General features: G+C 58.5%; 20 protein-coding genes and 1 tRNA gene. 9 read left to right on the top strand and 12 right to left on the bottom strand.

Annotated features, from left to right (window positions below; translation table 11 throughout):
- Positions 1–117: 117 nt before the first annotated feature.
- The 3 genes from msrQ to AN476_RS00015 all read right to left on the bottom strand — a co-directional run bounded on the left by msrQ (position 118) and on the right by AN476_RS00015 (position 3,450).
- A complete protein-coding gene (gene msrQ, locus AN476_RS00005; protein ID WP_054458294.1) occupies positions 118–717 on the bottom strand; it encodes a protein-methionine-sulfoxide reductase heme-binding subunit MsrQ in 600 nt (199 codons plus the stop codon).
- 259 nt (positions 718–976) lie between these two features.
- Positions 977–1,888, bottom strand: a complete 912-nt coding sequence (gene msrP, locus AN476_RS00010) for a protein-methionine-sulfoxide reductase catalytic subunit MsrP (protein ID WP_054458297.1) — start codon at positions 1,886–1,888, stop codon at positions 977–979.
- Between the two features lie 71 nt (positions 1,889–1,959).
- Positions 1,960–3,450 (bottom strand): FMN-binding glutamate synthase family protein, encoded by a 1,491-nt coding sequence (locus AN476_RS00015; protein WP_054458299.1) that lies wholly within the window; start codon positions 3,448–3,450, stop codon positions 1,960–1,962.
- 117 nt (positions 3,451–3,567) lie between these two features.
- Between AN476_RS00015 and AN476_RS00020 the strand changes: the two genes are divergently transcribed.
- Positions 3,568–4,014 (top strand): DUF302 domain-containing protein, encoded by a 447-nt coding sequence (locus AN476_RS00020; protein ID WP_054458301.1) that lies wholly within the window; start codon positions 3,568–3,570, stop codon positions 4,012–4,014.
- 87 nt (positions 4,015–4,101) lie between these two features.
- Here AN476_RS00020 and clpB read toward each other — a convergent pair whose 3' ends face one another.
- Positions 4,102–6,720, bottom strand: coding sequence for an ATP-dependent chaperone ClpB (clpB, locus tag AN476_RS00025; protein WP_054458303.1), 2,619 nt, complete (start codon positions 6,718–6,720; stop codon positions 4,102–4,104).
- Positions 6,721–6,970: 250 nt separating this feature from the next.
- On the opposite strand from clpB, the gene pyrF reads away from it, so the two are divergent.
- On the top strand, positions 6,971–7,678 hold the full coding sequence (pyrF, locus tag AN476_RS00030) for an orotidine-5'-phosphate decarboxylase (RefSeq protein WP_054458305.1): 708 nt from the start codon (positions 6,971–6,973) through the stop codon (positions 7,676–7,678).
- 476 nt (positions 7,679–8,154) lie between these two features.
- Here the strand turns inward: pyrF and AN476_RS00035 are convergent, their stop codons facing one another.
- Positions 8,155–8,553 (bottom strand): NUDIX hydrolase, encoded by a 399-nt coding sequence (locus tag AN476_RS00035; RefSeq protein WP_054458307.1) that lies wholly within the window; start codon positions 8,551–8,553, stop codon positions 8,155–8,157.
- Positions 8,554–8,649: 96 nt separating this feature from the next.
- Here AN476_RS00035 and AN476_RS00040 point away from each other — a divergent pair, with 96 nt between their 5' ends.
- Positions 8,650–9,903, top strand: coding sequence for a DNA polymerase IV (locus AN476_RS00040; RefSeq protein ID WP_054458309.1), 1,254 nt, complete (start codon positions 8,650–8,652; stop codon positions 9,901–9,903).
- A 7-nt stretch (positions 9,904–9,910) separates the two neighbouring features.
- Here AN476_RS00040 and AN476_RS00045 read toward each other — a convergent pair whose 3' ends face one another.
- Entirely contained in the window at positions 9,911–10,777 is an 867-nt protein-coding gene (locus AN476_RS00045; protein ID WP_054458866.1) for an N-formylglutamate amidohydrolase, read from the bottom strand.
- 159 nt (positions 10,778–10,936) lie between these two features.
- Here AN476_RS00045 and AN476_RS00050 point away from each other — a divergent pair.
- The 6 genes from AN476_RS00050 to AN476_RS00075 all read left to right on the top strand — a co-directional run bounded on the left by AN476_RS00050 (position 10,937) and on the right by AN476_RS00075 (position 14,649).
- Positions 10,937–11,011 (top strand) — tRNA-Val (locus AN476_RS00050).
- Between the two features lie 81 nt (positions 11,012–11,092).
- Complete coding sequence (ykgO, locus tag AN476_RS00055; protein WP_008205324.1) at positions 11,093–11,218, top strand: type B 50S ribosomal protein L36; 126 nt, start codon at positions 11,093–11,095, stop codon at positions 11,216–11,218.
- Between the two features lie 252 nt (positions 11,219–11,470).
- Entirely contained in the window at positions 11,471–12,487 is a 1,017-nt protein-coding gene (locus AN476_RS00060) for a Fe(3+) ABC transporter substrate-binding protein (protein WP_054458310.1), read from the top strand.
- A 133-nt stretch (positions 12,488–12,620) separates the two neighbouring features.
- Positions 12,621–13,169: a helix-turn-helix domain-containing protein gene (locus tag AN476_RS00065; protein ID WP_054458312.1), complete on the top strand. Its 549-nt coding sequence runs from the start codon at positions 12,621–12,623 to the stop codon at positions 13,167–13,169.
- Positions 13,166–13,693, top strand: coding sequence for a GNAT family N-acetyltransferase (locus AN476_RS00070; protein WP_054458314.1), 528 nt, complete (start codon positions 13,166–13,168; stop codon positions 13,691–13,693). The genes AN476_RS00065 and AN476_RS00070 overlap by 4 nt, the downstream gene beginning before the upstream one ends.
- A gap of 92 nt (positions 13,694–13,785) precedes the next feature.
- Positions 13,786–14,649 (top strand): GTP-binding protein, encoded by an 864-nt coding sequence (locus AN476_RS00075; protein WP_054458316.1) that lies wholly within the window; start codon positions 13,786–13,788, stop codon positions 14,647–14,649.
- Between the two features lie 18 nt (positions 14,650–14,667).
- On the opposite strand, the gene AN476_RS00080 is transcribed toward AN476_RS00075, so the two are convergent.
- The 6 genes from AN476_RS00080 to AN476_RS00105 form a co-directional block, all read right to left on the bottom strand.
- Positions 14,668–16,344 (bottom strand): iron ABC transporter permease, encoded by a 1,677-nt coding sequence (locus AN476_RS00080; RefSeq protein WP_054458318.1) that lies wholly within the window; start codon positions 16,342–16,344, stop codon positions 14,668–14,670.
- A 224-nt stretch (positions 16,345–16,568) separates the two neighbouring features.
- Positions 16,569–17,786 carry a phenylacetate--CoA ligase family protein gene (locus AN476_RS00085; RefSeq protein WP_054458320.1) on the bottom strand — a complete coding sequence of 406 codons (1,218 nt, stop codon included), beginning with the start codon at positions 17,784–17,786 and terminating at the stop codon, positions 16,569–16,571.
- An 18-nt stretch (positions 17,787–17,804) separates the two neighbouring features.
- Positions 17,805–18,641: an ABC transporter ATP-binding protein gene (locus tag AN476_RS00090; protein WP_054458323.1), complete on the bottom strand. Its 837-nt coding sequence runs from the start codon at positions 18,639–18,641 to the stop codon at positions 17,805–17,807.
- Positions 18,642–18,772: 131 nt separating this feature from the next.
- Positions 18,773–20,056, bottom strand: coding sequence for an ABC transporter substrate-binding protein (locus AN476_RS00095; RefSeq protein ID WP_054458325.1), 1,284 nt, complete (start codon positions 20,054–20,056; stop codon positions 18,773–18,775).
- A gap of 100 nt (positions 20,057–20,156) precedes the next feature.
- Positions 20,157–21,233, bottom strand: coding sequence for a branched-chain amino acid ABC transporter permease (locus AN476_RS00100; protein ID WP_054458327.1), 1,077 nt, complete (start codon positions 21,231–21,233; stop codon positions 20,157–20,159).
- A 3-nt stretch (positions 21,234–21,236) separates the two neighbouring features.
- A complete protein-coding gene (locus tag AN476_RS00105) occupies positions 21,237–21,494 on the bottom strand; it encodes a hypothetical protein (protein ID WP_054458329.1) in 258 nt (85 codons plus the stop codon).
- Between the last annotated feature and the right edge of the window lie 99 nt (positions 21,495–21,593).

Consider the following 21,593-nt stretch of genomic DNA (forward strand, 5'->3'; position numbering starts at 1 on the left):
CGATTAGTCATTTGGGATAGTTATCAACAGGTTAAGAAGGGGTGCAGGCGTATACCACAGATCTTTAGCCTCGGTGGGTGCAGAAGGTTTTGCGAAGATACTGCAGCGCAGCAAGACTCAGGCTGTGGCACGCTTTGGCACAAGGGGAAGACGGGTCGCAAGCAAGGCCAGGATCACAGCCAGGTAGATCAGCGGCTCGATCTGAAACCCCTTTGCCAGCATAACGAAATGCACCCCACCTAAGATTGCTACGGGATAGGTTAGCAGATGAAGACGCTTCCACCTGCGCCCCAGTCGCTTGACCGAGATATTGTTTGACGTAACCGCCAGTGGCAGCATCAGAACAAACCCGACCATTCCGATGGTGATATAGGGCCGTTTGGCGATGTCCGCGAGGATCTGGCTGATGATCTGCACATCCAGCAGCAACCAAACAAGCAGATGCAAGGCCACATAGGTGAAGGTGAGCAACCCCAGCGCCCGGCGAAACCTCATCAGATTCACGCCGACAAAGCGGCGCAAGGGCGTTACCGCCAGTCCCAAAACCAGAAGCTGCAGGGCGCGTTCCCCCATCTCATGTTCCAGGGCTTTCACCGGATCAGGGCCCAAACCGCCGGTCACGCCCAGAAAGAGCAGCCAGGCAGGATAGAGCGCCCCAATGAGATACAGCGCCCAGGTCGGGATTTTGCGCAGGGTCGTGTTCACAGTGTCAATCATCGGCGGTCTATCCTTATCCATTCAAACTTCAGCACCGTCACGCGCTCCTGAGAGATCACAAGACAGGATCCCGGGCTCACTCAAAGATAGGTCATCCCCGCTCCAACCCCAAAGGAGATTGCAGCAATCTCACCCAGAGTTCAGGTAGGTTACAGATCAGCGCCGGGGTGAAGAGAACCAAGAGAAAAGGGCACCCCAGAGGGATGCCCCAGCTTAGTGCAACCAACAAACTGCTCGGCAATGGGCCGGGGCTGTAGGGTCAAAAGAACTTGGTCAGGTCCATCCCGTCATAAAGCGAAGCGACCTCATCGCTATAGCCGTTGAACATCAGGGTGTCCTGTCGGCTGGCAAACAGCCCGCCACCAAGGCGACGTTCAGAAGCCTGGCTCCAGCGCGGATGTGACACCTCCGGATTTACATTACTATAGAAGCCGTATTCCCGCGCGTTGGCCATATTCCAACTGGTCTCAGGCTCTTTGTCTGTAAGGGTGATCCGCACAATGGATTTGATCGACTTAAAGCCGTATTTCCATGGCACCACCAAACGCAATGGCGCACCGTTCTGATTGGGCAGGTCCTGACCAAAGATGCCGGTGGCCATCAGGGTCAGCGGGTGCATCGCCTCGTCCAGGCGCAGACCTTCGCGGTAGGGCCAGTCCAGCACCTGATAGGCAGTGCCGGGCATCTCGGAGGGGCGATAGAGGGTTTCAAAAGCCACATATTTGGCGCCGCTTTGTACGCCAGCCAGGTTCAACAGATCGGCCAGTTCAAACCCGGTCCAGGGCACCACCATCGACCAGGCTTCAACACAGCGGAAGCGATAGATGCGCTCTTCCAGAGTCATCTCACCCAGGATCTGCTGGAAATCATAGTCGCCGGGGCGGTCCACCAGCCCGTCGATCTTGACGCTCCAGGGAGAGGTGGTCAGCTGACCTGCATATTTGGCAGGATCGCCCTTGCCGGTGCCAAACTCATAATAGTTGCAGTAGGTGGTGACATCCTCCCAGGAATTCGGCTCCAGCTCCTGGGCCTGTGCCGCCTGAGGCAAGGCACCCAGCCCGGCCAGACCGGCCGCACCGCCCAGACCCGCCATGATCTGGCGGCGGTTCAGAAAGGTGGCTTTGGGCGTCACATCAGCGGCGGTCAGGGTATTGGTCCAGCGGCGGGCCATCGGCGTCTCCTAAGATAGATTGCTCTCTACTGGCCTAGCGTAGCCGGCACGCCAGGCCAAAACATATCATCTCACGTCTGCGCGACGGCACTGTAACTTGGCATGATCTCACTCATCGGGCGGGACTGGCCATTCTCCTGCATAATCCGCACGTGACGGCGGCGCAGCTTGCGGGGCTCAGTGACGCCAACCGAGTGGGCAATGGTTTCGACCTCTTTGATGATCTCAGTCGCATAGCGCGCCACGCGCTGGTCTTTATCTTCGACCACCAGGCCCTTTTGAAACCGCGGGTCATGGGTGGTGATGCCGGTGGGGCAGGTGTTCTTGTTGCATTTCAGCGCCTGAATGCAGCCCAGCGAGAACATAAAGCCGCGCGCCGAGGTGACAAAATCTGCGCCCGCCGCCAGCGCCCAGGCCACATCGCCGGGATTGACCAGTTTACCGCTAGAAATCAGCCGGATACGATCGCGAAACCCGTATTCATCACGCAGATTGCAGACCAGCGGCAGGGCTTCGCGCACCGACATGCCCACCAGATCAATCAGCGGCATGGGCGCAGCCCCGGTGCCACCTTCGCCGCCATCAATGGTAATGAAGTCCGGCGCCGCCTCAGGACGCGACGCAATCACCATGAACATCTCCCGCATCACCGCTTCGGAGCCAACAACGGTCTTGATGCCGACCGGCTTACCCGTCACCTCCCGCACATGAGAGATCATATCCAGCAAATCATCAAAACTCTTCATCTCGGGGTGGCGGTTGGGTGAGATGCTGGCCTCGCCTTCCGGAATACCACGAATGGCAGCAATTTCGGCGCTGACCTTTTCGGCCGGCAGGATGCCACCTTTGCCCGGCTTGGCGCCCTGCGACAGTTTTAGCTCAAACATCCGCACCGTAGGATTGGCCGCCACCGCGCGCAGCTTTTCATCGTCAAACCCGCCCTCGGCATTGCGCACGCCGTATTTGGCGGTGCCAATCTGAAAGACGATATCGCAGCCCCCCTCCAGATGAAACGGGCTGAGGCCACCCTCGCCAGTGTTCAACCAAACACCCGCCTTGCGCGCGCCACGGCTGAGCGCCCGCACAGCGGGCTGTGACAGCGCACCATAGCTCATGCCCGAGATATTAAAGAAGGAGGGCGCCATATAGGGCACCCGCGCCTGCGCCCCGATGCACAGCGTCTCGGTCTTGGCATATTGGTCATTCAGCGGCGGGAAGGGTGCATTCACAAAGATCGGCGTACCGGGCACCGAAATATTGCGCGTCGATCCAAAGGCAACCGTATTGCCGACACCCTCGGCAGAGCGCCCAACCCATTCGCGTTGGGCCCGGTTAAAGGGCAGTTCTTCGCGGTCCATAGCAAAGAAATACTGACGGAAAAACTCCCCCATGGTGCTGAACAGATGACGAAATCTGCCAACAACAGGATAGTTCCTGCGGATCGCATCATGGGTCTGCAGCCGATCGACAAAGAAGAGCAAAAGACCAACCAGAACCAAAGCCCCAAGTAAGAAAACAAAACCAAGTGCGAGAAACTCTATAGCTTTTGCCGCGAAACCCATGCAAAAATCCCTATATATACATGTACAGGTGGCCCGGTGCTGCCTGTATCTATTCCCCAAAATGAAGGGGATGCTCTATTTGAGCAATACACCGCAGATCACATTGGGAGAATTCAAATGAAACATTTTGCCACCGCCATTGCCCTTGGCACGCTGCTCTTTACCCCCGCCTTTGCTCAGGATCAGGCCATGGTCAGCTATGCGACAGAGCTGGAGTATGATGATGTCACATTTGGTCTCGAAAGCGCCATCACCGACCGTGGTCTGGTGGTCGATCATATCAGCCATGTCGGCGAAATGCTGGAGCGCACCCGCGTCGATGTGGGGTCAGAGGTGGTGCTGTTTGACCGCGCAGATGTCTATTCTTTCTGCTCGGCCAAACTGTCGCGTCAGGTGATGGAGGCAGATCCGATGAATATCACCTTCTGTCCCTATGACATCTTTGTCGCCCAGCGCCCCGGCGAAGACAGTGTGACCATCGGGTTTCGCAGCTTTCCTGAAGGCGAGATGCAGATCATTCAGAACCTGCTGGATGAGATTGCGCGCGAAGCCATCGAGGAATAGGCAAACCGCCAAACAGGATTTGATCATAGAAAAGCCCGCCGGATTGGCGGGCTTTGCTTTTTTCAGGAACCAGATTGATCCAAGGGATCAATGCACCACCGCATCATCCGGTTTTGGCCGCTCGGAGGTGCCAAGCCGATCCCCAATGATCAGCCCCTCGCCACCTGCGGAAACCGGCACGGTATCACCATCCTTGACCTCACCGCTCAACAGCAGCTCGGCCAGGGCGTTCTGCAGGGCCCGCTGGATCACCCGTTTGAGCGGGCGTGCCCCAAAGACCGGATCATAGCCTTCATCCGCCAGCCAGGTCTTGGCGCCCTCATCCAGCGACAGGGTGATCTTGCGCGCAGCCAGACGTTTGGCCAGGCGGGCGATCTGGATATCAACGATCCCATCCATATCCTTGCGCGCCAGCCGATCAAAGATGATGGTCTCATCCAACCGGTTGAGAAACTCAGGCCGGAAATGAGCCTTGACCGCATCCATCACATCGCGCTTGGCATCCGAGGCATCGGCGCCTTCGGGCAGTTGGCTCAGCGCCTGCGCGCCGAGGTTGGAGGTCAGGATGATCAGCGTCTGCTTGAAGTCCACTGTACGACCCTGGCCATCGGTGAGCATGCCGTCATCCAGAACCTGCAACAGCACGTTAAAGACATCCGGGTGGGCCTTTTCCACCTCATCAAACAACACCACCTGATAGGGGCGACGCCGCACTGCTTCGGTCAAAGCACCGCCTTCGTCATAGCCAACATAGCCGGGAGGCGCCCCGATCAGACGGGCGACGCTGTGTTTCTCCATGTATTCCGACATGTCGATCCGCACCATGGCGTTGTCATCGTCGAACAGGAAGTTGGCAACAGCCTTGGTCAGCTCGGTTTTCCCCACCCCGGTTGGCCCGAGGAACAGGAAAGATCCCAGCGGGCGGTTCTCATCATTGAGCCCCGCACGCGCCCGGCGCACCGCATTGGCCACGGCCGTGACCGGCGCGTTCTGGCCGATGACGCGGGAGTGCAGCTCATCCTCCATGCGCAGCAGTTTCTCGCGCTCACCCTCCAACATTTTGGAGGTAGGGATACCAGTCCAGCGCTCGACCACTCCGGCGATCTGTTCGGGGCGCACGGCTTCTTCCACCATAACGCCCTGCTCTTCGCGGCTTTCGGCCTCGACAAGCTGCTTTTCCAGGTCAGGGATCACACCATAGGAGAGCTCCCCGGCGCGGGCCAGGTTGGCCTCACGCTTGGCGATCTCCAGATCAGCGCGGGCGCGGTCCAACTGTTCCTTGATATCGCGGGCTCCGGCCAGCTTATCGCGTTCGGCCTGCCACTGCGCGGTCATCTCGGCGCTCTGCTCTTGCAGATCCGACAGTTCCTTTTGCAGCGTTTCAAGACGATCCTTGGAGGCAGCATCCTCTTCGACCTTCAGCGCCTCTTCCTCGATCTGCATCTGCAGGATCTGGCGGTCGAGCGCATCCAGCTCTTCGGGTTTGCTGTCCACCTGCATCCGCAGTCGGCTGGCGGCCTCATCCACCAGATCGATGGCCTTATCCGGCAGGAAACGATCGGTGATATAGCGGTTCGACAGAGTCGCCGCCGCAACCAATGCCGCATCAGCAATGCGCACCCCGTGGTGCAGCTCGTATTTTTCCTTGATGCCGCGCAGGATCGACACGGTGTCCTCCACCGTGGGCTCCTGCACCACAACCGGCTGGAAACGACGGGCCAGAGCCGCGTCTTTTTCCACATATTTCCGGTATTCATCCAGCGTAGTGGCCCCGATACAATGCAGCTCGCCACGCGCCAAGGCGGGTTTGATCAGGTTCGCCGCATCCATGGCACCGTCAGATTTACCCGCGCCGACCAGCGTGTGCATCTCATCAATAAACAGGATGATCTCGCCAGCCGCCTCGGTCACCTCGGTCAAAACCGCCTTCAGACGCTCTTCAAACTCACCACGGTATTTGGCGCCAGCAATCAGCGCGCCCATGTCCAGCGACAGCAGCTGCTTGTCCCGTAGGCTTTCAGGCACATCGCCATTCACAATCCGCAGAGCCATGCCCTCGGCGATGGCGGTTTTACCCACACCGGGTTCCCCAATCAGCACCGGATTATTCTTGGTCCGGCGGCTCAACACCTGCATGGCGCGGCGGATTTCCTCATCCCGGCCAATGATCGGGTCGATCTTGCCTTCGCGCGCCGCCTCAGTCAGGTCGCGAGCGTATTTCTTCAGCGCGTCATAGCCCTCTTCAGCGGTCGCGCTGTCTGCAGTGCGCCCCTTGCGGATATCATTGATCGCTTCATTCAGCTTTTGCGCGGAAACACCGCCTGCCTCCAACGCCTCCTTGGCTTTGGATTTCACCATGCACAGCGCCATCAGCACCCGCTCGACGGGGACAAAACTGTCGCCAGCCTTTTCGGCAATCTTACTGGCCTCATCCAGAACCTTGGCCGTTTGCCCGTCTAGATAAACCTGCGCAGCGTCGCCGCTGACCTTGGGCAACTTGCTCACCGCCAGATCCACAGATTCGATCACCCGGACGGCATTGCCCCCAGATTTTCCAATCAGGTTGGCTGCGAGCCCCTGATCATCATCCATCAATGCTTTGAGAAGATGTTCCGGCACCATCCGCTGGTGCTCTTCGCGCATCGCAATCGTCTGCGCCGCCTGCACGAAACCCCGTGCCCGCTCAGTGAACTTGTTCAAGTCCATGTCTCTCTCCTTTTACAAGCGCCCGAATAGATATGCTGCGCCCGCTTTGCGGCACGCCCCGGTTCGGGCCTCACAGATCAATTTGGGAGGTCTTACCGCCTCTTCAAGATCATACTGAGTCAAAATTGCTGAAAAATCCCTGATATGGCTCAAAACGAAACCCGATTTCCGGGGTTTTGGGCTTTCTTCATGACGGTCTGCGCAGTAGGAAAGCGCCAATCCCCTCAGCCCAGATACCCGGAGAAGCCTCATGTCCCAGACCACAGCCGACGACCGCCTGATTGTTGCCATGGATGTTCCGGATGCACTCGCTGGCCTAAAACTGGCCGAGCAGCTGGGCGATGCGGTGTCCTTCTACAAGATCGGCCTGGGCATGCTCACTGGCGGCGGGCTCGCGTTGGCCAATGAGATGAAACAGGAACTGGGCAAGCGCATCTTTCTCGATATGAAGCTGTTTGACATCGGTGCAACGGTGGAAAAGGCCGTGCGCGGTTTGGCCCAGTTTGATCTGGATTTCCTCACCGTACATGGCGACCCCTATGTGGTGCGCGCCGCCAAGGAAGGCGCTGCGGGCAAGGACATGAAGATCCTCGCCGTGACCATCCTCACCTCGCTGGACCGCGGAGATCTGGACGGCGCACTGATCAAACCCGGCGAGATTCGCGATCTGGTGCAGGAGCGCGCCGGCAAGGCCTTTGCTTCTGGCGCCGACGGGGTGATTGCCAGCCCACAGGAGGCCGCGCTGATCCGCGCCCTGCCCGAAGCCAATGGCAAGCTGATTGTCACCCCCGGTGTGCGTCCTACGGGTACAGCTCTGGGTGATCAAAAGCGGGTCGCGACCCCGGGTGCCGCCATTGCAGACGGTGCAGATCACATCGTGGTGGGCCGCCCCATCTGGCAGGCCGAAAGCCCCCGAGCAGCGGCATTGGCCATTCTGGATGAGCTTCGCAGTCTCTAAAGCTTCAAACAGGCGCTGGCCGGGTCAAGAACCTTCCAGAAATCAGGGATATTTAGGAGGGCGTTTTGCCAATCAGAACGGCAATGAGCGCCCTCAGAACTCCAGACTCCCATAAAATCAGCACAAAATAACTCCGGACATGCTTCCGTCATGCCCGGAGTTAACGCGCACGCATCGAGTTTACGTAAGGTCAATGCGCTGTATTCAGTTGGAAATTTCATCACCGGGCGACAACTGTGCCAAATTGTCCCGTGACGGGAAAGCCACAGGCCGGGGGGAGGCCTCGGCCGCAACACCAGATGAAATTTGCGAAAGCCTATGAGATAGGCGATTCTAACCTAGAGACACTCCCCGACGGGCTCCTCTTCCTGAGGTCCGTCTTCCTTACCCCCGCCCCAGAGCGGGGGGGTTTTTTCCCGAAAAATCCAACCAAACCAACCCGCAGAGGCGATTCCTTGGTGAATCGCGCCCTGCAATCAGTGGCCAAGATAGCTTTGCAGCTGTTCGGCAAAAGGGGGCACGGCCAGGGCATGGTCGCAATAGCTGACAGGGTCCATCAATTGCCAATACTGCCCCTCGGAGCCAAGTTGGACTTGGTTCACCAGATCCGCCGGTTGATGACTGACAAAGAACCAAACCAACCCACGCGGGCGCTGATAGCTGTTGGACCAGCTCAGTTCTGATGTCGGGATTGTCAGGCCAACCTCTTCCAGGGTTTCCCGCAACACGCAATCTTCTGGGCTCTCGGTGCCTTCGCGCCCTCCGCCCGGCAGATCCCAATAGCCAGGATAGGGAATATCCGGCTTGTCATCGCGCTTGATGACCAAAAGCTGTGGACCTAGAAACAGGGCCAATTTTGCACCGGAAAAAGACATGTTTATCTCTTGATATCGGATCGCTCTAAAGACAAGTCGCGACAGCAGCGGTAAACTGCTGCATCGTCCGCCCAGAGATATAGACCCTACTGCGCCATGCAAGCCCTTTGCCGTGATTGTCTCAGCCAGATTGCCCCAACGCGGCGCTGCCCAAACTGCGGCAGCCCGCGCATCAAGCAGCATGACGAACTGTTTTCTTTGACGATTGCCCATATGGATTGCGATGCCTTTTACGCCAGCGTTGAAAAGCGCGACAATCCCGAACTGGCCAGCAAACCGGTGATTATTGGCGGCGGCAAGCGCGGTGTTGTCTCCACTGCTTGCTATATTGCGCGCATTCGCGGAGTGCGCTCTGCCATGCCGATGTTTCAGGCCCTGAAGCTCTGCCCGGAGGCCGTGGTGATCAAGCCCCGCATGTCGGCCTATGTCGAGGTCAGCCGCGCGGTGCGGGCCATGATGGACGAGCTCACCCCCGAAGTGGAGCCGCTGTCGCTGGACGAAGCCTTTATGGATCTGTCAGGAACGCAGAAACTGCATGGCCACCCCCCCGCCGTGATGCTGGCGCGATTGGTCAAACGGATGAAAGACGAGCTGGGAATAACCGGCTCCATCGGGCTGTCACACAATAAATTCCTGGCCAAGGTGGCCTCGGATCTCGACAAACCGCGCGGCTTTTCGGTGATCGGCAAGGGCGAGACCGCCGATTTCCTGCGCGACAAACCGGTGCGGCTGATTTGGGGAATCGGCCCTGCGGCGCAGGCCTCATTGGACAAGGCGGGCATTCGCAGCTTTGCCGACCTGCTGCGCTGGGAGCAACAGGATCTCATCGCCCGCTTTGGCGGAACAGGTGAACGGCTATGGCATCTGGCGAGGGGCCAAGACCGCCGCCGGGTATCCGCCAATGCCCCGGTCAAATCCATATCGAAAGAGACCACCTTTATGGAGGACACCGCCAATCTTGAAGTGCTGGATGGCCATCTCTGGCGCTTGGCGGAACAGGTGGCGGACCGGGCCAAGGCCAAGTGCATGGCAGGGCGGGTGGTGACGCTGAAACTCAAACGCGCCAATCATTCGGCTCTGACCCGGCGGATCTCGCTGCACAGCCCAACCCAGCTGGCCGATGTGATCTATCGCCGCGCGCGCGCTCTGTTGGACCAGGTTGGGGATCAGGGCCCCTATCGGTTGCTCGGTTGCGGTATCTCGGATCTGGTGCCAGAATCCCAAGCCGATACCAGTGGTGATCTGCTGGACCCCCAAGCCGGAAAACGCGCCCAGGCGGAACGCGCCACCGACGCCATTCGCAAACGCTTTGGTGAAAGCGCCATCCTTAAAGGGCGGGCGCTGCGCTAGGACGCCCCTATTCAGCGGCCAGCGGTTTGGCGCGCGGTTCCAGTTTAATCCCGGCGACCTCAGCAGCAACCTGGCTGAGCAACTCACGAAACGCGCTAAAATTGGCGTTTGGACGCACGCTGCGCTCTTCCATGTATAAAGAACGGTCGATCTCCACCTGGATGGCATGCTGCCCCCGCGATGGACGGCCATAGGTGCGGGTAATATAGGCGCCGGCAAAGGGCGCGTTGCGGGCAACCCGCAGCCCGGCCCCCGCAAAGGCCGCCTCGACCCGCTCCATGACCTCGCCACTGGCAGATGCGCCAAAACGATCGCCCAAAACCACCTCTGGCAGTGGCATGCCCCGCGTAGGCATTGTGGCCACGGCTTCATGGGGCATGGAATGGCAATCAATCAGAATGGAGTGGCCAAACCGGTCCTGGGCTTTCCGCATCAACCCCTGCAAAGCAGCATGATAGGGGTGCCAGACGGTTTCTATGCGGTGATTTGCTTCCTCTTGCGCAAGCTTGCCGCGATAGATCGCCCGGCCATTGGCCACCACGCGGGGAATCACCCCAAGCCCAGAGGCCACCCGCGGATTCTGCCCCCGACGCGCCACACCTTCGATCAAGGCGGGATCCAACTCTTCTGTCGCCCGGTTCAGATCCAAAAAGGCGCGCGGCTTTGCCGCCGTGAGCAAAGGTGCCCCGAATCTGGGGACATCCGCAAAGAGTTGGTCGACAAAGGCATCTTCTGAGCTGCGAATCTGCTGTGCATCCAAAACCGTTTGCTGCAAAAAGGCAGAATCATAGTCCGATCCACTATGTGGCGATGCAAAAACCACTGCAGAGGTCAGCTCAATCGGTGAAAATATGGAATATGCGTGGTTTGACATGGGTGCTTTGGCCCTTGGTTTCTGGAAATCACCATAGAGCGAAAATTCTAGCATCAAAAGCTCTTGCACCGCTCCGCGACTCTGATTATAGACCCCTTCACCGGCGCGGATCACCGCGCCCCTTTCAGTTCTAAGGGGCAGGTCAATGCGCAGGACAGTGGGCGGTTAGCTCAGCGGTAGAGCACTTCGTTGACATCGAAGGGGTCACAAGTTCGATCCTTGTACCGCCCACCATCTAATTCACTGTTTTGGCCATAAGGTCGGAACATCCGCTAACCCAGGCGCTGGTTCGCGCCGCAGAACAGGAGAATGGCTATGAAAGTCAAGAACTCGCTCCGCTCGCTCAAGAACCGGCACCGTGATTGCCGGATCGTGCGTCGCAAAGGCCGCGTGTATGTGATCAACAAGACACAGCCGCGCTTCAAAGCACGTCAGGGCTGAGACTAAGATCTCGCTCTAATCGGAAGAACCGCATCCTTGGATGCGGTTTTTTTGTGTTTGGACTATCCCCTCCCCCTTTCCCACTCCCCAATTGTTCGGCCTAAGGCATGGTTTCGGCGCGGTTTTGCTGTTCAGAATTTTTCTGATGGTTTTTGTCGGTTTTTGTTTCCCTTCACGGCATTTTTCTATAATTGACAAAATCAGTCGGAAACTCCGCACGTTATTCGTAGATTTTTGTAGATCGGAATCGCTATGTTGAAAGCCACCACAATCCTTGCAGGTGCACTTGCTGCCACTGTTGCCACCTCAGCCGCTGCCGAGGGAGAATTGAATCTCTATTCCTCGCGCCACTATGACACCGATGAGCGCCTGTATACGGATTTTGAAGACGCCACTGGCATCACCATCAACCGAATCGAAGGCAAGGCCGATGAGCTGATCGCCCGTATGGTTGCCGAAGGAGCCAACTCGCCAGCTGATATCCTGCTCACCGTCGACACCTCTCGGCTGGCCCGTGCCAAAGAAGCGGGCATTCTGCAGGCCGTTGACAGCGACGTGCTGGAAGCCAAGGTTCCAGGCTACATCCAGGACAGCGACAATCAGTGGTTCGGTTTCTCGCAGCGCGCACGCATCATCTTCTATGACAAAAACGATGTGGCCAACCCCCCCCGTACCTATCTGGACCTGGCGGACCCTGCCTACAAAGGCAAAGTCTGCATCCGCTCTTCCACCAACACCTACAACCAGACCCTGCTGGCTTCGATCGTGACCCATCACGGTTCCGAAGTCGCTGCCGACTGGGCCAAAGGTGTTGTCGCCAATATGGCGCGCGCCCCTCAGGGCGGTGACACCGACCAGCTGCGCGGCATCGTCTCGGGCGAGTGTGAAATCGCCGTCGGCAACAGCTACTACTTCGCACGTTCGATCCGCAGAAACGTCAAAGGTCTGTCCGACAGCCGCGACATGATCGGCTGGGTCTTCCCCTCGCAGGATGCCGAAGGCGCCCATATGAACCTTTCCGGTGGCGGCGTTGCAGCTCATGCCCCCAACCGTGACAATGCAGTGAAGTTCCTGGAATATCTGGCCTCGGATCAGGCGCAGCAGTATTTCTCAGCTGGCAATGATGAATACCCCGGCGTTCCTGGCGTGGCCCTGGCCCCCAGCATCGCGGCCCTGGGTCACTTCAAGCCCGATGATGTGAGCTTGACCGAAGTCGCCAAAAACATTCCAGAAGCTCAGAAGATCTTTAACGAGGCGGGCTGGGAGTAATCCAAGGCTGAGCAGCGGGCGATAGCCCAAAAAACAGGCACCCGGAGCAGGTATCGCTGCTTCGGGTTTCCTTTTTCTTGTGCGAATCTCATATTCGGGAAATTTTCTCACCATTATCTCAAGTGAGGATACGATGGACGATTTTCACACCCGCCTCGCCAAGCGACTGGCGACACTTAGACAGGACCGGGGCTGGTCGCTGGACCAACTGGCCCAGATCAGCGGCATCAGCCGCGCCACCCTCTCGCGCCTGGAAAAGGGAGAGGTCAGCCCAACAGCGGAAAGCCTGGGCCAGCTCTGCACCGCCTATGCGCTGCCGATGTCGCGCCTGATGATGCAGGTGGAAGAGGCCCATGCCCCCCTGATCCCCCGCGAAGAACAAGTGCTTTGGCAAGACCCGGCAACCGGGTTCCAGCGCCGACAGGTCTCTCCACCGGCGCCAACCCTGACAGGGGAGGTGATCGAAGGACATCTGCCCCCCGATGAGCGCATCACCTACGACAGTCCGTCACGCCCCGGGCTGGAGCACCACCTGATCCTGCAACAGGGCGCGTTGCGACTGGCCCTATCGGGGCAGATCTATGATCTGCGCCCGGGTGATTGCCTGCGCTATCACCTGACCGGGCCTTCCGAATTCTCATCCGGTGCCGAAGGCGCCCGCTACATTCTGGTTCTGATATGACACACGACATTCGCAAACTTCACCCTGCCGATCTAGCGATACATCTCGACGCCCTGGCGGATATCCTTTTGGCCTGCGTCGCGGATGGGGCCAGCGTCAGCTTTGTATTGCCCTTCAGCCAAGCCGAGGCCACGACGTTTTGGCTGCAAAAGGTCTTTCCGGCGGTGCAGAATGGCGAGACCGTTCTTTTGGGCAGTTTTCTGAACGGGGAATTGGTGGGGACGGTGCAACTCTGCCTCGGGCTGCCCGCCAACCAGCAGCATCGCGGTGACGTGTCCAAGCTCTTGGTCCACCCAAAGGCCCGCCGCGCCGGGTTGGCCCGTGCACTGATGCAGGCCCTGGAAGAGGAAACTCGCAAACGGGGCAAAGTCCTTCTGGTGCTCGACACCCGTTCCGGGGATCCGTCGCAACGCCTATACGAAAGCCTCGGATATCAGGTTGCAGGCTCTATTCCGGGGTTTTGCAAACATCCGACAGAAGAGCACTTTGAAGCGACAACCTATCTTTATAAAGCTCTCGATTGACTGGACCCGCCCCGATGCTGTGCCTATAGGAGCTAAAGGCACAGCGAGGGAGGGTCGGCCATGCTTCATATTCGTTCACAGGTGCGGGTCGTATGAACCGTCTGCCAGTTACCGTGCTCAGCGGCTATCTTGGCGCGGGAAAGACCACCTTGATCAACCGACTTCTGGCAGAGGATCACGGGCTGCGGCTGATGGTTGTGGTCAATGATTTTGGAGCGGTGAACATTGATGATGCGCTGATCCAGGCCGAAGAGGGCGAGACCCTGGCGCTGACCAATGGCTGTGTCTGCTGCAGTATGGATCAGGATCTACAAATGGCCCTGCGCAGAATCGTCATTCAGGCAGACCGCCCGGATCACATCCTGATCGAGGCCAGCGGCGTGTCGGACCCTTCTGCGATCGCTGACACGGTGCAAGGCATCCCCGAGCTCAGCTATGGCGGCATCGTCACCCTGGTAGATGGTGACAACGCTGTTGAGTTGCTGGCGGATAAGACCGTCGCCGATTTGGTAGGCCAACAAATCCGCAGTGCTGATCTGGTTTTGGTGAGTAAAACCGCAGACCTGCCACAGGATCTGAAGGCGCAGCTGACCCAGATCCCTGCGCGCGGATTGCGGGTGATGGATGACACACCGCTGGCAGAGCTGCTGTTTGATCTACTGCCCCTTCCACAGGGCCATAGCAACGCCAAGGCGCATCCCGCCTTCACCACCTGGCAGTTCCAAAGCCAAAGCCCCGTGGATCGCCGTCTGCTGGGGGATAAATTGGCAAATCGACCCAAAGGGCTCTACCGGATGAAGGGGTTCGTGCTGACCTCAGGCGGGGCCTATGCGCTGCATATCGTTGGCCAAAATGTCGAGGCCAAACGCTGCGACGCCCTGCAGACCCAACTGGTGGCTTTGGGTCCAAAGGACCAGATTAGCCGGGATGAAATCGACACCTGGTGGAACAGCTGACCAGGGGCTCTGGCAGGCCTAGCGGCGCCCCACCTGACGACAGATCAGAATCACCGGCAGCAGCCCGATTGCTACGATCACTAAGGAGGGCACCGCCGCGCCCTCCAGGCGCTCATCCGAGGCCAGTCGATAGGCCTGTACCGCTAGGGTATCATAGTTAAAGGGCCGCATGATTAGGGTGGCCGGCAGCTCTTTCATCACATCGACAAAGACAATCAAAAGCGCCGTCAGCAGGCTGGGTGTGAGCATCGGCAGATGCACCCGGCGCAACATACCCAAAGGCCCCTGCCCCAGCGAACGTGCCGCCGAATCCATATTGGCATGCACCGTGGACTGCCCGCTTTCATAGGCGCCCAGGGCTGCTGCCAGAAAGCGCACCATATAGGCCGCCACCAAGAGCCAGATTGAACCGGAAATCAGCAATCCGGTGCGGATCTCAAAATTGGCCCGCATCCAGGCGTCCAGCGCATTGTCAAAGGCGGCAAAAGGCACCATCAGGCCTACCGCAATCACACCGCCAGGAACCGCATAGCCCAGGCGCGACATATAGGCCGCCGCCGAAGAGGGGCGTCCGGGGCGCAGGCGTTGGTAAAACCCCAGACAGACCGCTGCAAACACAGTCAGCATCGCGGCCAGGGTCGCCAGGGTCAGAGAGTTCTGCAAAAAGGCAATATAGCGGCGGCTCAGAAGGTCCTGTTCTGACTGGAGCCCCATGTTGAACAGGATCAAAACCGGCAACAAAAATCCAAAGCAGACCGGCACGGCACAAAGCACCCAAGCCCCAGCTGCTTGCCAGCCTGCGAGCGCGGCCGGGGGCATGGCCGCGTGTTGCTTGCCCGCCTGATGATAACGGGCCTTGCCACGGGTGGAGCGCTCCACCACGGCCAGAATCAAGGCAAAGGCCAGCAAGCAGAGTGCCAACTGCGCCGCAGCCGAGCGATCCGCCATTGAAAACCAACTTGTGTAGATGCCGGTCGCAAAGGTCTGCACACCAAAATAAGAGACGGTGCCAAAATCTGCGATAGTTTCCATCACCGCCAGCAGCACACCCGAGGCAATCGCCGGGCGTGCCATGGGCAGGCTGACCAGCCAAAAGGCCTGAAATGCGTTCTTTCCCAGGGCCCGTGCGGCCAGAAAGGCGCCACCGCTTTGTTGCAGAAAGGCCGCCCGCGCCAGCAGATAGACGTAGGGGTAGAGCACCAGAACCAGCATCGCCGCCGCGCCGCCCAACGAGCGGATCTCAGGGAACCAATAGTCGCGCGGGCCCCAGCCGGTCACCTGCCGCAGCGTGGATTGCACAATGCCGGGATGATCCAGAATGAAGGTATAGGCATAGGCCAGAACATAGGCCGGAAAGGCCAGCGGCAGCACCAAAGCGATTTCAAAAATCCGTACACCGGGAAAGCGCGTCATGGTCACCAGCCAGGCGGCTCCGACGCCAATGCCCAGGGTGCCCACGGAGACCAGCGCCACCAGTCCAAAGGTGGTCAGCGCATAGCGGGGCAATACGGTGTCTGCCAAGTGCTGAATGGTCTCCGTCCCGCCACCTACAGCCGCCAGGGCAACTGCGACCATCGGCAGGATACAGGCCAGCGCCACGCTCCAGGCCAAAACAGAGAACAGCTCTGTCCCGGATCGTTTGCCCCGGCGGTTCCCCTTAGGGGCATAGTCGTCAATATCGCGCATGGCAGTCATGGATCCGGCTCTTGGCAGTGTCTTGGCTCCCCCCTTATTTGATTATTTTGGTCAGAAACTCCAGCAGGAAACCTGACGCAGGCTACAAAGCAGTCCGGATCAGCGCGGCGGCACCAAAAAAATCCCCCCGACAGACCACAGGTCAAATCGGAGGGTTAGGACACCGACAAGCGGTGCGGGGATAGGGTGAGCCGTTACCTGGTCAAACAGGACATTGGCCTTTGTCAGTCGTAGCTGCGCTGGTCTTCGATCACCAAGCCATCCTTGGGTAGGGCACCAGGGGAAACCACTTCGATCTTGCCCTTCATCTTCAGCACTTCGATCACCGATTTGCCAAAGGTAATCTCATCGCCTGCATTGGCTTCGATTTGCACGGTCATGGTGTCCATTTCACCGTCACGCGCCGCAATGACCCGCGCCTTGACGATCTCGTCATGTTTTTCAACCAGGGCCGCGACCTGTTCGGGGCGGACAAACATGCCTTTGATCTTAGTCGTCTGGTCAGCCCGGCCCATCCAGCCCTTGATCCGCATATTGGTCCGACCGCAGGGAGATATCCCCGGCATCACAGCCGACAAATCACCCGTGGCGAAACGCACCAGTGGATAGTCTGGGTTCAGTGTGGTGACCACAACTTCACCCACTTCACCCGGTGCAACCGGGGTGCCAGTGCCGGGGGTGACGATTTCGACGATGACATTCTCGTCGACAATCATCCCCTCCATCGCCGGGCTCTCATAGGCGATATTGCCCAGATCTGCGGTGGCATAGCTTTGCAAGCAGGTGATGCCGCGATCAGCATATTCCTGACGCAGAGAGGGGAACAGAGCCCCGCCGCCTACGGCCGCCTTGGTGAAGCCCAGCTTGATGCCCATGGCTTCGGCCTTGTCGAGGATCACCTTCAGATAATCCGGCGTCCCGGCATAGGCCGTGGCGCCGACATCGCGGGCAGCTGTCACCTGCAGCTCGGTTTGGCCAGTGCCCGCTGGCAGCACGGCGGCGCCAACGGCGCGGGCGCCGTTTTCAAAGATCATACCCGCAGGGGTCAGGTGGTAGCCAAAGCAGTTCTGCACCACATCGCCCTGCCCAATGCCCACGGCATGCAAGAAACGGCCCATGCGCCACCAGTCATGATCCACTCCGCCGGGTTCGTAGATCGGACCAGGAGACTGAAAGATATGGGCAAAACCAGAGGCTGGTTTCACAGTGAAGCCACCAAAGGGGGCATTCGCTCCCTGTGCCTTGCTGAGGTCAGATTTGCGCAACACTGGCAGAGACACCAGATCGGCTGCCGAAGTAATGCTGGCGGGATCAACATCACCAAGGCTGCCAGCATAGCCCGCTGCCGTTTTAGCCAGGGCGATCTGCGCCTGCAAAGCCTTGGCCTGATCGCTGGCGCGTTGATCGTCGCTTCGTGTTTCTAGGGAATCAAAATAGGTCATATGTTCACCATCACTCCCTTAGCTCAGCCACCGCTTGCGACGGCGGTAGGAGCGCACATCGCGAAAGCTTTTTCGGCCTTCGTCAGACATGCCAAGGTAGAATTCTTTAACGTCAGGGTTTTCACGCAGTTCGGCAGCAGGGCCATCCATCACTACGCGACCGGATTCCAGAATGTAGCCATAGTGGGCATAGCGCAGCGCCACGTTGGTGTTCTGTTCGGCCAAGAGGAAGGTCACGCCCTCTTGTTCGTTGATCGATTTCACGATCTCAAAGATCTGCTCCACCAACTGCGGTGCCAAACCCATCGAAGGCTCATCCAATAGGATGGTTTCAGGGCGGCTCATCAGGGCCCGACCCATGGCAACCATCTGCTGCTCCCCACCCGATGTATAGCCAGCCTGGCTGGTGCGGCGCTCTTTCAGGCGTGGGAAATAGTTATAGACCATTTCCAGGTCCTGCTTGATATTGGCGCCGCTATCAGAGCGGGTATAGGCGCCGGTCAGCAGGTTTTCCTCGACGGTCAGGTGTTCAAAACAATGGCGGCCTTCCATCACCTGGATCACGCCCTTGCGCACCAGATCGGCTGGATCTGCATCATGTACATCGCTGCCGCGATACTTCACCGATCCCTTGGTCACCTCGCCGCGTTCTGATCGCAGCAGGTTGGAGATCGCCTTGAGCGTGGTGGTCTTACCAGCGCCGTTGCCGCCCAGCAATGCGGTGATACCGCCTTTGGGAACATTGAGGCTGACGCCCTTCAGCACCAGGATCACGTGATTGTAGATCACCTCGATATTGTTGACCTCAAGCAGGGTCTCGGCCTGCACATCAGTGGTGTTGGCTGCATCCAGCATCAAAGCTTGTCCTCATACGGGCCAGGGCGCTTTTTCTCGGCGCGTCCGGATCTGTTCGGTGTGGCGCGGCAGACGGACCGCCGCGCCGGATTAAGGCCCGACCCCACAGGGCTGTGGGATCGGAATAGTTCTTAGTTACAACGAGGTTCGATGTTGTTTTCAGACGCATAGGAAGCGGAGTCTGCTTCGATCAGCGGCTTGATCACCTCACCATCGGTTTGCTGGAAGTCAGCAACCAGGCTCCAGGTTTTGGCCTCTGCGTCCCACTGGGTCACACCAACGAGGCCGGGGCCACCATGGTTTTCACAGGACACGTTAAAGGAAGGACCAAAGTAAGGCATGCCGAGGGAGGCCATGCGCGCTTCAGGCATTTCCAGAGCTTCCATACCGTCACGCATCATCGCTGGGGTGATGTCGGCGGTACCGTGGATTTCCTGAGCAGTTTTGGCCGCTTCAACAGCCAACATGGCTGCATACATGCCGCGGTTATACAGAACGTTGCCGATCTGATCGCCGGCACCCGCTGCCTTGCCCGCGTCAACAACATATTTCTGCATGTCGTCAAAGACAGGGAAGTCACGGCCAACGTTGTGGAAGGTCACAGCCTTGTAGCCATCAGCCGCTGCGCCTGCGGACAGAACGTCATGCTCGGCACCGGACCACCATACACCAATGAAGTTTTCCATTGGGAAACGGATGTTTGCGGCTTCCTGAATGGCAACCTGGTTCATCACGCCCCAGCCCCACATCATGACAAAGTCAGGACGCTCGCGGCGGATCTGCAGCCATTGCGATTTCTGCTCCTGACCAGGGTGGTCAACAGGCAGAGCGGTCAGTTCAAAACCATGCTTTACAGCCAGCTCTTCCAGGGTCCGGATTGGTTCCTTACCGTAGGCAGAGTTGTGGTACACCAGAGCAATCTTCTTGCCCTTCAGGTCGCCACCGTTTTCGTCCAGCAGGTAGTTGATGATGCCCGACGCGCCATCCCAGTAGTTGGCTGGGTAGTTGAACACGTTGCCAAAGACTTTGCCGTTGGCAGCCGATGTCCGGCCATAGCCCATGGTGTGAAGCGGGATGCCATCAGCAGCTGTTTTTGGGATCAGCTGATAGGTGATCCCGGTGGACAGGGGCTGATACACCAAAGCGCCTTCGCCTTTGGTGGATTCGTAGCATTCCACACCCTTTTCGGTGTTGTAGCCGGTCTCACATTCGATCAGGCGCGCCTTAACGCCGCCAATGCCGCCATCACGCTCGTTGACGAGGGTGAAGTAGTCAGCGTAGCCATCCGCAAACGGGATACCGCCCGCAGCATAGGGTCCGGTCCGGTAGCTCAGCGATGGGAAAACCAGGTCCGCCATTACTGGACCCGCAGCCATCACGGCGCCCAGCGCCAAAGTGGTAAGTTTCATATTCATCGGTATTCATCCTCCCTTGGTCTCATCCGATAGTCGTCTTAGGTAACGGCGGGGCTGAAATATTGATCTTGTCCCCACCGCTCGTCTCGTACCTTACCGCTTAGTGCGGGAAGGGCCACAGCCTCAGTTTCTCTTTGGCGACGCGCCAGAGCTGCGCCAGCCCATGTGGTTCCACGATCAGGAACAACACAATCAGCGCTCCGACAATAACCAGCTGGAAATGTGCCACAATATCTGTGGGCCAGCCCAACACGTCGACGCCGACCACTTTCAGGATCACCGGCAGCAGAACCAGGAAGGCCGCGCCAGCAAAGGATCCAAAGATCGAGCCCAGGCCGCCAATGATCACCATGAACAGCACCTGGAAAGACTTGGTGATGCCAAAGGCTTCGCCAACCTCAACCGCACCCAGATAAAGCGCAAAGAACAAAGCGCCGGAGATGCCGATGAAGAAGCCCGAGACAGCAAAGGCCGTCAGTTTGGCTTTCAGCGGGTTCACCCCGATGATTTCGGCGGCGATATCCATGTCGCGGATCGCCATCCAGCTGCGGCCCACGGTGCCACGGGTCAGGTTGCGGGCGACAATGGCGCAGATGGTGAGGAACACCAGGCAGAACAGATAGGTTGCCCAGGCCGGCGCATTGGGGCCGGTGATGATGATGCCAAAGACATCACGCTCTGGGGCGTTGATCTGACCCGAGGCCGAGTAGTTGTAGAACCATGGCACCCGGTTGAACACCCAGACCAGGAAGAACTGCGCCGCCAGTGTTGCCACCGCCAGATAGAACCCCTTGATGCGCAGGCTTGGTAGGCCAAAGAGCACGCAGACCAGCGCGGTAATCCCGCCAGCCAGCACTACATGCACAAACATGCTCACCTCTGGGAATGCCGTCATCAGCTTGTAGCAGGCATAGGCCCCCACCGCCATGAAACCACCAGTCCCCAGGGACACCTGTCCGGCATAGCCAACCAGAATATTCAGTCCAATGGCTGCGATCGAATAGATCAGGAAGGGCAGTAGAATGGCGCTGGCCCAATAGTCATTGATGGTAAAGGGAATGACCAAAAAGGCGATGAGCAGCACGAGGTAATACCGATAACGATCAAATTTGATCGGGAAGGTCTGGCTGTCCTGTTCATAAGAGACTTTGAAGTCTCCGGCTTCGCGATAGAACATGGGTTAGATGCTCCCCTGTTGCTGCGCGCGGTTACGATCCGCTGCGCTCATTTGATTGGATTTTTGCGCATATCCGCTCAACTCGGCCGCTTGGGCCAGGCGCAGATAGGCAATGATGCCGGTAAAGAGACCCGCCGCAGCCAGCAGCGCAGAGGTGACGATCTGAGCTTCGGAAAAACCGCTGGCACTGATGGCCAGATATCCGAAGGCCCAGAAACCGGACCAGGCAATCACGTTGATGATGGCGATGAGCTTCATCATGCATGTTCTCCTAATTTGCGGTGCACCAAACCGGGTGCAGGCTGCGAGGTTTCCGTGATGCCTCCCCATCCCGTTGGAGCGGGGAGGCCTGTCTTGCTT

The sequence above is a fragment of the Phaeobacter sp. 11ANDIMAR09 genome, assembly GCF_001294455.1.
Taxonomy (GTDB): domain Bacteria; phylum Pseudomonadota; class Alphaproteobacteria; order Rhodobacterales; family Rhodobacteraceae; genus Pseudophaeobacter.